At 74.5% G+C, this 10,201-nt stretch carries 10 protein-coding genes; 4 read left to right on the top strand and 6 right to left on the bottom strand.

Annotated elements, in window-relative coordinates; genetic code table 11:
* Positions 1 to 246 precede the first annotated feature (246 nt).
* The 3 genes from ACFC1F_RS31610 to ACFC1F_RS31600 form a co-directional block, all read right to left on the bottom strand.
* Positions 247 to 516 carry a hypothetical protein gene (locus ACFC1F_RS31610; RefSeq protein WP_376163440.1) on the bottom strand — a complete coding sequence of 90 codons (270 nt, stop codon included), beginning with the start codon at positions 514 to 516 and terminating at the stop codon, positions 247 to 249.
* A gap of 149 nt (positions 517 to 665) precedes the next feature.
* Positions 666 to 932 carry a UBP-type zinc finger domain-containing protein gene (locus tag ACFC1F_RS31605; RefSeq protein WP_148644112.1) on the bottom strand — a complete coding sequence of 89 codons (267 nt, stop codon included), beginning with the start codon at positions 930 to 932 and terminating at the stop codon, positions 666 to 668.
* Between the two features lie 84 nt (positions 933 to 1,016).
* The gene (locus tag ACFC1F_RS31600; protein ID WP_376163438.1) at positions 1,017 to 1,919 is read right to left on the bottom strand and encodes a helix-turn-helix transcriptional regulator; all 903 of its coding nucleotides are present in this window, start codon (positions 1,917 to 1,919) and stop codon (positions 1,017 to 1,019) included.
* A 187-nt stretch (positions 1,920 to 2,106) separates the two neighbouring features.
* Here ACFC1F_RS31600 and ACFC1F_RS31595 point away from each other — a divergent pair, with 187 nt between their 5' ends.
* Together ACFC1F_RS31595 and ACFC1F_RS31590 are read left to right on the top strand one after the other, a co-directional pair.
* Positions 2,107 to 2,868, top strand: a complete 762-nt coding sequence (locus ACFC1F_RS31595; RefSeq protein ID WP_376163436.1) for an SDR family oxidoreductase — start codon at positions 2,107 to 2,109, stop codon at positions 2,866 to 2,868.
* Positions 2,869 to 2,947: 79 nt separating this feature from the next.
* Positions 2,948 to 5,626, top strand: a complete 2,679-nt coding sequence (locus ACFC1F_RS31590; RefSeq protein ID WP_376163434.1) for a lysylphosphatidylglycerol synthase domain-containing protein — start codon at positions 2,948 to 2,950, stop codon at positions 5,624 to 5,626.
* A gap of 71 nt (positions 5,627 to 5,697) precedes the next feature.
* On the opposite strand, the gene ACFC1F_RS31585 is transcribed toward ACFC1F_RS31590, so the two are convergent.
* A complete protein-coding gene (locus tag ACFC1F_RS31585; RefSeq protein ID WP_148644108.1) occupies positions 5,698 to 5,892 on the bottom strand; it encodes a hypothetical protein in 195 nt (64 codons plus the stop codon).
* Between the two features lie 248 nt (positions 5,893 to 6,140).
* Between ACFC1F_RS31585 and ACFC1F_RS31580 the strand changes: the two genes are divergently transcribed.
* Together ACFC1F_RS31580 and ACFC1F_RS31575 are read left to right on the top strand one after the other, a co-directional pair.
* Entirely contained in the window at positions 6,141 to 6,782 is a 642-nt protein-coding gene (locus ACFC1F_RS31580) for a class I SAM-dependent methyltransferase (protein ID WP_209413777.1), read from the top strand.
* Entirely contained in the window at positions 6,779 to 7,354 is a 576-nt protein-coding gene (locus ACFC1F_RS31575; RefSeq protein ID WP_148644107.1) for a TrmH family RNA methyltransferase, read from the top strand. Before ACFC1F_RS31580 ends, ACFC1F_RS31575 begins: the two co-directional genes overlap by 4 nt.
* A gap of 85 nt (positions 7,355 to 7,439) precedes the next feature.
* Here the strand turns inward: ACFC1F_RS31575 and ACFC1F_RS31570 are convergent, their stop codons facing one another.
* Together ACFC1F_RS31570 and ACFC1F_RS31565 are read right to left on the bottom strand one after the other, a co-directional pair.
* Positions 7,440 to 8,498, bottom strand: a complete 1,059-nt coding sequence (locus ACFC1F_RS31570; RefSeq protein WP_376163431.1) for an MDR family NADP-dependent oxidoreductase — start codon at positions 8,496 to 8,498, stop codon at positions 7,440 to 7,442.
* On the bottom strand, positions 8,495 to 10,201 hold the full coding sequence (locus ACFC1F_RS31565) for a phytoene desaturase family protein (RefSeq protein WP_376163444.1): 1,707 nt from the start codon (positions 10,199 to 10,201) through the stop codon (positions 8,495 to 8,497). Before ACFC1F_RS31565 ends, ACFC1F_RS31570 begins: the two co-directional genes overlap by 4 nt.

Raw genomic sequence — 10,201 nt, 5'->3', positions numbered from 1 at the left:
CCAAGCGGGCCGGCCCCCCCCGGGGCCCGGCACCCCCCCCCGATTCACCGGGGGCCGGCCACCGGGGCTGGGGGGGGGGGGGGGCCGCCCGTGCTCGGCTCCCCGCCCCCGACGGCTGCGTCCCGCCCGGTGCGGCGGAGTGGTTCGGTGCGCGGCGCCACTCGGTGCGCGGAATCGTTCATTGCGCGGAGTGGTTCGGTGCGCGGAGTGGCTCGGCGCGCGAAGTGGTTCGGTGCGCGCAGTGGCTCAGTGCGCGGAGTGCTTCTCCGCGCCGCGGTGCCGGTGGCCCTTCAGTTCGGCGTGCATCGCCGGGGCGGAGTGCATGGCCGCCACCTCGGCGTCGCGGCCGCCGTGCCGGAAGGTGGCGCCGCCGGCCGCACCGCCGGCCGCGGGTGGGGCGTTGGTCCGCAGGCGTGGTGGCATCGGCCCGGGGTTCATCGCCATGCCACGGCGCTCCAGCAGCTCCTGGGTGCCACGGCGGAGCTTCGCCGTGCTGCTCGGCATCAACTTGGTCATCGTCGGCCTCCCTTCGGCGGTCACCGGCCGCACAGGCGTCGGCCGGGAGGGCCGCACGGGCGTTATGTCCGGATTTTAGCCGCCCTACACCTCGGCCGCCCGGCCACCTGACCCGCTCCGGCGCCGCGGAGCGCGGCCCGGAACGCCGCTCAGCCCATGACCTCGTGGACGTAGCACCAGCGCCAGTCCTCCCCCGGCTCGTACGAGCGGATCACCGGGTGGGAGCTGTTGTGGAAGTGCGCGGTGGCGTGCCGCTGCGGCGAGAAGTCGCAGCAGCCGATGTGGCCGCAGTCCAGGCAGACCCGCAGGTGCACCCAGTCCCGGCGCCCCTGGGCCACGCAGTCGGCGCAGCCGTCCGTCGGCGGGAGGGGCTCGATGTCCAGGGGTGCCGCGGTGAGGTCTTCGCAGGCGCTCATGCACGCAGGGTAGTGACGGCCGCCCCGGCCCACCTGCCAAGACACGCCCCGCAGGTCGGACATGCCCCCGGGTCAGTCCGCGGGTCAGTCCGCGACGGCCGGGGCGTCCCGCTCCGGCGCACCGTCGGCCGGGGCGCCCTCGACCGGAGCCCCCTCGGCCGGAGCCCCCTCGGCCGTCCAGCTCGCCAGCAGGGCCAGCTTCTGCGCGGTGGGCGAGCCGGGCTGGGCGGTGAAGACGACGAGCATCTGGTCGGCGGAGCCGTTGACGGCCAGCGTCTCGTAACCGAAGTCGAGTTCGCCGACCAGCGGGTGGCGGATCAGCTTGACCCCGTGGGTCTTCTGCCGCACCTGGTGGTCCGCCCACAGGCGCCGGAACTCCTCGCTGCGCATCGACAGTTCGCCGACCAGCGCGGCCAGCCTGGCGTCGTCCGGGTACTGGCCGGCATCCCGTCGCAGATAGGCGACGGTCTCCGCGGCCACCGCCTCCCACTGCGGGTAGTACTCCCGGGCGGCCGGGTCGAGGAAGGTGTGACGGGCGGCGTTGGCCTCACCGACGGGGCGGCCGGAGAAGCCGCCCACCGCGTTGCCGAGGGCGTTCCAGGCGAGCACGTCCATCCGGCGCCCGAGCACGAAGGCCGGCACGCCGGGCATCAGGTCCAGCAGCAGCCTGGTGCCCTCCCGCACCTGCTGCCGGCCGCGCGGCACGGCGGCCGTCCTGGACGGGCGGGTCAGCGAGCGCAGGTGCGTGGCCTCCACGTCGTCCAGCCCCAGCACCCGCGCCACCGCGTCCAGCACCGCGTCCGAGGCACTGCCGCCCCGGCCCTGCTCAAGGCGGACGTAGTAGTCCACGCTGACCCCGGCGAGCTGGGCCACCTCCTCGCGGCGCAGTCCCTGCACCCGGCGGCGGCCGTGCGAGGGCAGTCCCACCTCCTCGGGCCGGATGCGGGCGCGGCGCGATCGCAGGAAGTCCCCCACGGTGTTCTCCATGCCCGGCAGCGTAGACCGGGAGCGGCGGCGCCAGGGTGGTACCGGTTTTCCCAGGCTCCGTTTTCCCAGGCTCCGTTTTCCCGGGAAGGGCGCAGCCCTGGGTGGCCGGTCGCCGGGCGCGCAGGGTTGTCCCCGTCAGCCCCGACCGACCCCGACCGGCCCCGAGCGGCCCCCTCAGGAGCACCCGATGAGCTACCCCGCCCTCGCCACCCGCACCGCCGTCGTCACCGGAGCCGCCAGCGGCATGGGCGAGGCCACCGCCCGCCTGCTCGCCGCCGGCGGCGCCCGCGTCGCCCTGCTGGCCCGCCGCACCGGGCGGCTGGACGCGCTGGCCGCCGAGATCACCGCCGCCGGCGGCCGGGCGCTCGCCGTCACCACCGACATCACCGACCAGGCCTCGGTGGACGCCGCGGCCAAGACCGTCCACGACGCGTACGGCCCGGTCGACCTCGTGGTCAACAACGCGGGCGTGATGCTGCCCAACCCCCTCGCCGACGGCCGGGTCGACGAGTGGACCCGGATGATCGACACCAACCTCACCGGCGCGCTGCGGATCGTCCGCGCCTTCAGCCCCGACCTCACCGCGGCCGCCGCCGAGGGCCGCACCGCCGACCTGGTCAACGTCTCCTCGATCGCCTCGCACGTCGTCTTCCCCGACTACGCCGTCTACGGCGCCACCAAGGCCGCGCTCACCCAGCTCTCCGCCGCGCTCCGCACCGAGCTGGGCCCGCGCGACGTCCGGGTCAGCGCGATCGAGCCCGGGCTGACCGACACCGAGCTGGGCGGGCACATCGACAACCCGGTGCTGCGCGAGCAGCTCGGCGGGATGTTCGCCGCGATCCCCGCACTGACCGCCGACGACATCGCCGACCTGATCGGCTACACCGTCACCCGCCCGCGGCACGTCAACCTGCGCCACCTGGTCGCCCTGCCGACCCGGCAGGCCTGACCCGGAAGGCCCGGCGCCGGGCGTGCGCCCGCGCGGGTTCCCCGGCGGGCCGGGCGGGCGCCATGGGAGCATGCAAACCGTGGCGGTTGTAACGGGGAGAACAGACAGCGACACCGGCGGTGCCCGGGCAGGCGGTATATCCGGGCAGGACGACCCCGGCACATCACCGGACATACCGGATGTCCCGGACATCCCGGCTCCGGCCGACGCCGCCGGCACCGAGGGCACCAACGGCACCGGACACGCCGCCCGCACCGCCGCCCCCGAACACGCGGGGGGCACCGCGGACGCCCGCGGCGCGGCCGGCACCGGCCGGATCCGCCAGCCGGTCGCCCTGATCCGGTGCCTCGCGGGCCTGGCCGCGATCGCCCTCTGCCTGCTGCTCGCCGACTACGCCCGCGCCACCACCGGCGGGATCGCCGCCGACGTCGCCGCGGCCGCCCGGCTGGTCCCGCGCCCGCTGGCCGGCCTCGCCGGCGGACTCTCCACCGCGGCCCTGCTGCTCGTCCCGGCGTACTCGGCGGCCCGCCGGCTGCTCGGCTCCGCGCCCGACCGCCGGCGCACCCTCCAGCACCTCTCCGACGGGCTGCTCGCCGCCGTCCTCGCCTACGGGCTCTCGATCGCCCTCGACCTCTGGGTCGACGGCGCCGCCCCCGCCTCGCTGCTCCACGCGCTCACCCAGCGGCTGCCCGGCGGCGGCCCCGCCCACACCGAACCCGTCTACGGCTACCTCGCCCCCGTCCTCGCCTTCCTCACCGCCTCCGGCGCCCGCGAATCCCGGATGCCCCGGATCGTCCTCACCGTCTCCGGCCTCGCCGGACTCGCCGCCGGGTACGCCACCCCGACCGCGCTGCTGCTCGGCCTGCTGATCGGCTGGACCGCCGCCCACGGCACCCGCTACGCCGTCGGCACCCCCGACCCGCGACCCCGGCCGGCCCTGCTCCTGCACAGCCTGCGCGAGGCGGGCCTGCGCCCGGTCGCCGCCGCCCCGGACGGCCCCGACCGCTACCTGGTGCGCCAGGAGGCCGGCCGCCCCGACCTCGACGTGCAGCTGCTCGACCGGCAGGCGGTCACCGCCGCGCTGGTCCAGCGCGCCTGGCGCCGGCTGCGACTGCGCACCGCGCCGCACCCCCGGGCCCTGCGCTCCCTGCGCACCGGGCTGGAACACGAGGCCCTGGTCTCGTACGCGGCCGTCGCCGCCGGCGTCCGCACCCGCCGGATCGCCGCCACCGTCGAGCTCGGCCGCGACACCGCCCTGGTCGCCTACGAGCGCCTGCCCGGCCGCACCCTGGACCAGCTCGCCGACGACGAACTGACCGACGCGCTCCTCACCGACGCCTGGACCCAGCTCTCGCTGCTCCAGCGCCGGGAGATCTCGCACCGCGCGCTGGTCCCCTCCGCCCTGCTGGTGGACGAGGCCGGCGCGGTGCACCTGGTCGACCTCGCGGACGGCGACATCGCGGCGAGCGAACTGGTCCTGCAGTGCGACATCGCCCAGCTGCTCACCACCCTCGCGCTGCGCACCGGCGCCGAACGGGCGGTGCGCAGCGCGGTGGCCGTCCTCGGGCCGGACGCCGTCGGCGCGGCCCTCCCGCTGCTCCAGCCCATCGCCCTCGCCCGTACCACCCGCACCGCCCTCAAGCGTGCCGCGGCCGCCCAGCGGGCCGCCGCGACCCCGGCCGGGGCGCCGGGCAGGACCTCGGCCGGGGGCAGGACGGCCCGGGCCGCCGCTCCCCCGCCGCCGCCCGTCGAACTGCTCGACGCCATCCGCGCCGAGGTCCTCCGGACCCGGCCGCAGGCGCCGGTGCGGGCGGTCAAGCTGGAGCGGCTGCGCCCCCGCACCCTGATGGCCGTCTGCGGCGGCGTGGCGGCCGGGTGGCTGCTGCTGCCCCAGCTGTTCGCGAGCGAGCAGAACCCGGTCGCCACCATCGCCGACGCCGACCCGCTCTGGCTGGTGCTCGCCCTGCTCGCCGCGACCGCCAGCCACTTCACGGCCGCGATGGGCTTCGTCGGCTTCGTCCCCGAGCGGCTCGACTTCCGCCACGCCGTCCTCGCCCAGGTCGCCGGCGCCTTCGTGAAACTGGTCTCGCCCGGCGGCGTCGGCGGGGTGGCCCTGAACACCCGCTTCCTCCAGCGGGCCGGCCTCCCGACCGCCCAGGCGCTGTCCAGCGTCGGCGTCGGGCAGCTCTTCAGCCTGGTGCTGCACCTGTTGCAGCTGGGCGCCTTCGTCTACCTGCTGGGGCTGGAACCCGGCGGCTCAGAGCTGGACGCCCTGCCGGCCGTGGTCGGCGGCCTGGCCGGGGCCGCGGTGCTGCTGGCCGGGGTCTCGGCCGTGCCGCCGGCCCGGCGCTGGCTGACCGCCCGGCTGCGGCCGCTGACCTCCGAGGTGCTGCCCCGGCTGCTGGAGCTGCTGCGCAGCCCGCAGCGGCTGGCCGTGGGCATCGCCGGCCAGTTGCTGGTCTCGCTCTGCCTGGTGGCGTGCCTGTACTGCTGCGCCCGGGCGGTCGGGCGGGAGCCGGCCTTCGCCTCGGTGGCGGTGGTCTTCCTGATCGGCAACGCGGTCGGCAACGCGGCGCCGACCCCGGGCGGGGCCGGCGCCGTGGACAGCGCGCTGGTGACGCTGATGGAGCACACCGCGTCGATGGAGGAGGGCGGTGCGCTGGCCTCCGTCGCGCTCTTCCGGCTGCTGACCCTGGTCCTGCCGGTGCTGCCGGGCTGGGCGGCGTTCACCTGGCTCCAGCGGCGCGGCGCCCTCTAGTCGGGTCCGGGCGCGTGGGCCCGGTCCGGGCGCGGCGGGTCAGGCCGGGCCCGGACGGGCGCAGCGGGCCGCTACTCCCGGTACTCGTCCTCGTCGAGCTGGACGATCCGGCTCTGCTCCGCGACGTCGGCGACCTCGGTGGCCGGGTCGGCGCCGAGGGCGCGGCGCTCGGCCAGCTCGTCGTACTCGTCGCCCTCCTCGGCCGCGTCGTCCGGTTCCACCGTCTCGGAGACCTCGTCCAGGTAGTCCTCGTGATTCTGCGGCATGGCATCCGTCCTCGCTGCTCGGAGGCTCCCACGGTCCCGCCCCGGGTACTGGAAGTATCCGTCGGCGGCCGCCCGGACGCGATGCGCCGCCCGCCTCCCGGCGTGTTGCCGGGGTCCGGGGCCCGGCCGGCCCCCGACGGCGCGGGATCCGGGGCCCGGGCCGCCAGGGGTACCATCAGTGCCGTACCAGCAGGGCTTACCCACACCCACCCGGTGGCCCCGAAGCCCTTACGAACGACGGGGAAATCATGTCCGGCTCGCACTACTTCACCGGTGCACCCGAGGTCGCCAGCGAGCGCCGTCCGATCACGGTGACCCTGCCGGACCTCACCCTGGAACTGACCACCGACGCCGGGGTCTTCTCCCGCAGCCGGCTGGACCCGGGCACCCGCGTCCTGCTGGAGCACGCCCCGCCGCCGCGGGTCCGCGGCCCGATCCTGGACGTCGGCTGCGGCTACGGCCCGATCACCCTGACCTGGGCGAGCCGGCGCAAGCGGCTCCCGGTCTGGGGCGTCGACGTGAACACCCGCGCGCTGGAGCTGGTCCGGCTGAACGCGGAGTCGCTCGGGCTGGGCAACGTGCAGGCGGCCCTGCCGGAGGACGTCCCCGAGGACCTGCGGTTCGCGGCGATCTACTCCAACCCGCCGATCCGGATCGGCAAGGCCGCGCTGCGCCGGCTGCTGCACCAGTGGCTCGGCCGGCTCACCCCGGACGGCTCGGCCTTCCTGGTGGTGCAGAAGAACCTGGGCTCGGACTCGCTGCAGAAGTGGCTGAACGAGCAGGGCTACCCGACCGGCCGGGTCACGTCGGTCAACGGGTTCCGGATTCTGGAAGCGCGGCCCCGCCCCGAGGGTGCGGGCCCCGAGAGTGGACGAGGTAAGACGTCTTGAAGCAGCTCCGCGGGACCGAACTGAAGCGGCTGCACCGCCAGTGGCGGCGCAGCAACGAGTTCCGGCTCGCGCTGATCCTGGAGAACCTCCAGTCGCCGTTCAACGTCGGCTCGGTGGTCCGGACCGCCGCCGCGATGGGCGCCGAGAAGCTGTACCTGACCGGCGACACCCCGTCGGTGCGCTCGTCCGGCGCGCAGAAGGCCGCGATGGGCACCGACAAGTACCTGAAGGTGGAGCACTTCCCCACCGTCGCCGAGGCGGTGGCCTCCGCGAAGGCGGACGGCTACAAGGTGGTCGGACTGGAGCTGGCCGACGAGGCGGTGCCGATGTTCGCCGCCGAGCTGACCCCGGCGGTCGCCTTCGTGCTGGGCCACGAGGACCGCGGGATCACCCCCGACGCGCTGGCCCTCTGCGACCAGGTGGTCTTCGTGCCGCAGCTCGGCCGGGTCGGCTCGCTGAACGTCTCGGCCGCCGCGACGGTGGCCTGCTACGAGGCGCGCCGCCAGGGGTACGCGATCAGCGGCACCCCGGACGGCAGCGACGCCGGCGGCCTGGACCTCGACGACGAGTAGCCCTCCGGGGCGTTCGGCCCGGGTGCGTGAAGGTGCGTGAGGGTGGGAGGGGCCTGCGGGCCCCTCCCACCCGTCGTTTCCGGGTTCAGACCTCGACCAGCACCTTGCCCCGGTTCGCCTCCCGGTCCACGTAGAGGCTGCGGTAGGCCTGCGGGATCGCGTCGAAGCCCTTGTGCACGGTCTGGTGGTAGCGGATCCCGCCGCTGCGGACCAGTGCGCCGAGGTCCCGGTGCATCTCGGCCAGCTCCGGCTCGTTGAACCACTCCTGGGCGAAGATCCCGCGGATCGTGGTGCGCGGGAACATGATGTACGGCAGCAGCCGGGGCCCGGTCAGCTCGCCGTTCACCGTCGTGGCCCACTGCCAGCAGACGGCGACCTGGCTGTTCACGTTGAGCATGGTGAACACCGCGTCGGTGACCGTCCCGCCCAGGTTGTCGAAGTAGCGGTCGACGCCGTCGGGGGCGGCGAGCAGCAGCGCCTCGCGGACCTTCCCGGCCTCGTCCGCCTGGTCGTACAGCACCACCTCGTCGAAGCCGAGCTCCCTGAGGTACTCGGCCTTGCCGGGCGAGGCGGTGGTGCCGACCACCCGGCCGGCGCCCGCACGCCTGGCCAGCTGGCCCACCAGGGTGCCGACCGAGCCGGAGGCGCCGCTGATCACCACGGTGTCGCCGGGGCGGACGGTCATGAACCTGGTCATCGTGCCCCAGGCCGTCATCCCCGGGGCGCCCATGATGCCGAGCGCCGTGGAGAGCGGCAGCTTCTCGTCGTACCAGGCCGGGTCGAGCCGCCGGTAGGCCGGGAAGACCATCGGGAAGGTGCCGGTCCTCCACACCTCCTCGGCGCCGTTGTGGACGACGTGGCTGCGCCAGCCGCCGAAGCCCTGGACGAGGTCGCCGACCCGGAAGGCGGCCTCGGGCCCGGCCTCCAGGACCTCCATGACCGAGTCGCCGCCCATGTGGTGGCCGATCGGCGTCTCCAGCGCGAGGCCGTTCTGGTACGGGTCGACCGAGACGTACCTGGTCCGGAAGAGCATCTCGTCCGGGCGCAGGCTGACCGTGACGTCCTCGACCACCTTCCGGTAGACCCGGTTGACGTCCGGCACCCCGTCGAGGTGCTCGCGGACCACCCATTTCTCGATCTTCATGCCAGGGCCCCTGTCGGTGCGGTGCTGGTGGACGGGATCTCCCCGACCGGGCCGGCCTGCTGCGGCGGCCGGCCGACCGGGAGGATCAGATGGGTGGGCGGCGGTGCGCCCGGGTCGATCTCCGCGTGGAAGTCCACGCCGTCGTCCCGGCAGATGAACTGCATCACGTGCCGGCCGGCGGCGGCCGCCCGGATCAGGCCGCCGATGGTGGCCCAGACCCCCGAGAGGTAGAAGTTCGCCAGCCCGGGCAGCACCGGGCCGTTCTTCTTGATCTCCTGCTCGACGGTCTCGCTGCCCTCCACGAACGGGTTCCAGCCCGGGAAGGTGCCGTCGTAGACGCCGGTGTAGCGGACCTGGGTGAGCGGGGTGGAGACGTCCGCCACGGCCACCGCGTCCTTGAAGCCGGGGAAGCGCTCGTCCAGGAAGGAGACGACGGCGCCCCGGACCCTCCGCTTGGCCGCGGTGTACTCCCGGCCGTGCTTGACCGGCAGGGTGTGCAGCTCCTCGCCGCGCCGCACCCGGGAGGACTGCTCGGGGCCCTCGCGCAGCTCCCGCCAGGGGCCGATGTCGGAGAAGTAGGTGGCGAACACCACGGTGGAGTCCCGGGGCGCGAGCTCGGGGTAGTGCCGGGTGCGGAACTGCACGTTCATGCTGGGGCAGCGGATGCCGGTCAGTCCTTCCGTCTCCCGCTCGCCCAGCAGGTAGGTGGTGCACGGGTCCCCCTCCGGGAAGGGCCGGCGCAGGCCCAGGAAGAGGGAGACGTACCCGGGCGACAGCTGGCCCGGCTCGTCGATCAGCGAGGTGTACAGCCTGCGGTAGGTGTCGTTCAGGTAGCGGCCCTTGAGCAGCTTCATCACCGTGGTGTGGCCGTCGGCGGCGGAGACCACGATGTCGGCGCGGTACTCCCGGCCGTCGCTGAGCCGCACGCCCACCGCCCGGTCGTTCTCGACCAGGATCTCCTCGGCCTTGGCGTTGTAGGTGATCTCACCGCCGAGCCTGCGGTAGCGCTCCTCGATCGACCGGGCCAGGGCCAGCGAGCCCCCTTCGGGCACCCCGGCCGCCTGGTTGGCGTGCGAGGCGAGCTGGAAGTAGAACGGCAGCACCGGGAAGGCCGGGTGCTTCTCGTAGAGGATGAAGTTGAACGCCTCGCGCAGCAGCGGCTCCCGGAACCGCTGCGCGTAGTCGGTCATCAGCACGGTGATCGACTTGCGGATGGTGTTGAAGTACGGGAGGAACGAGGCCAGCATCCGCCAGCGTTCGACCCGGCCCATCAGCCCGACCGGCTTGAGGAACGGGTAGACGGCGAGCGCCTTGCGGAAGGTCCGGACGCCGTTGCAGAACTCCCGGATCGGGGCCGCGTCGGCCGGGGAGATGCCCAGCAGGTGGGCCTCCAGCCGGTCGGGGTCGGAGTAGAAGTAGACCGCCCGGCCGTCCCGGCCGCGGACGATGTTGAACGCGTCGAAGTGCCGCATCTCCTTGCCCTGGAGGGCTCCGAGCTCCAGCCAGATCTGGTACATCTCGTTGCCCGGGCCGTTGCCGAGCAGCCAGCTGATGCACCAGTCGAAGGTGAAGTCGCTGCGGTCCCAGCCGGTGCAGGAGCCCCCGGGGATCTCGTGCATCTCGAAGATCTGGGTGCGGTACCCGTTCATCCGGGCGTAGCAGCCGGTGGAGAGGCCGCCGAGGCCGCCGCCGACGATGATCAT

The organism is Kitasatospora sp. NPDC056181 (assembly GCF_042266225.1).
GTDB lineage: Bacteria > Actinomycetota > Actinomycetes > Streptomycetales > Streptomycetaceae > Kitasatospora.
This window is presented reverse-complemented; position numbering and strand designations above follow the sequence as displayed.

Bases quoted from the DNA above. Each gene is read 5' to 3' on its own strand.
- ACFC1F_RS31585 (WP_148644108.1), bottom strand. From the start codon at position 5,892: ATGCCGCAGAATCACGAGGACTACCTGGACGAGGTCTCCGAGACGGTG.
- ACFC1F_RS31570 (WP_376163431.1), bottom strand. From the start codon at position 8,498: ATGAAGATCGAGAAATGGGTGGTCCGCGAGCACCTCGACGGGGTGCCG.
- ACFC1F_RS31580 (WP_209413777.1), top strand. From the start codon at position 6,141: ATGTCCGGCTCGCACTACTTCACCGGTGCACCCGAGGTCGCCAGCGAG.
- ACFC1F_RS31565 (WP_376163444.1), bottom strand. From the start codon at position 10,201: ATGATCATCGTCGGCGGCGGCCTCGGCGGCCTCTCCACCGGCTGCTAC.
- ACFC1F_RS31595 (WP_376163436.1), top strand. From the start codon at position 2,107: ATGAGCTACCCCGCCCTCGCCACCCGCACCGCCGTCGTCACCGGAGCC.
- ACFC1F_RS31605 (WP_148644112.1), bottom strand. From the start codon at position 932: ATGAGCGCCTGCGAAGACCTCACCGCGGCACCCCTGGACATCGAGCCC.
- ACFC1F_RS31610 (WP_376163440.1), bottom strand. From the start codon at position 516: ATGACCAAGTTGATGCCGAGCAGCACGGCGAAGCTCCGCCGTGGCACC.
- ACFC1F_RS31600 (WP_376163438.1), bottom strand. From the start codon at position 1,919: ATGGAGAACACCGTGGGGGACTTCCTGCGATCGCGCCGCGCCCGCATC.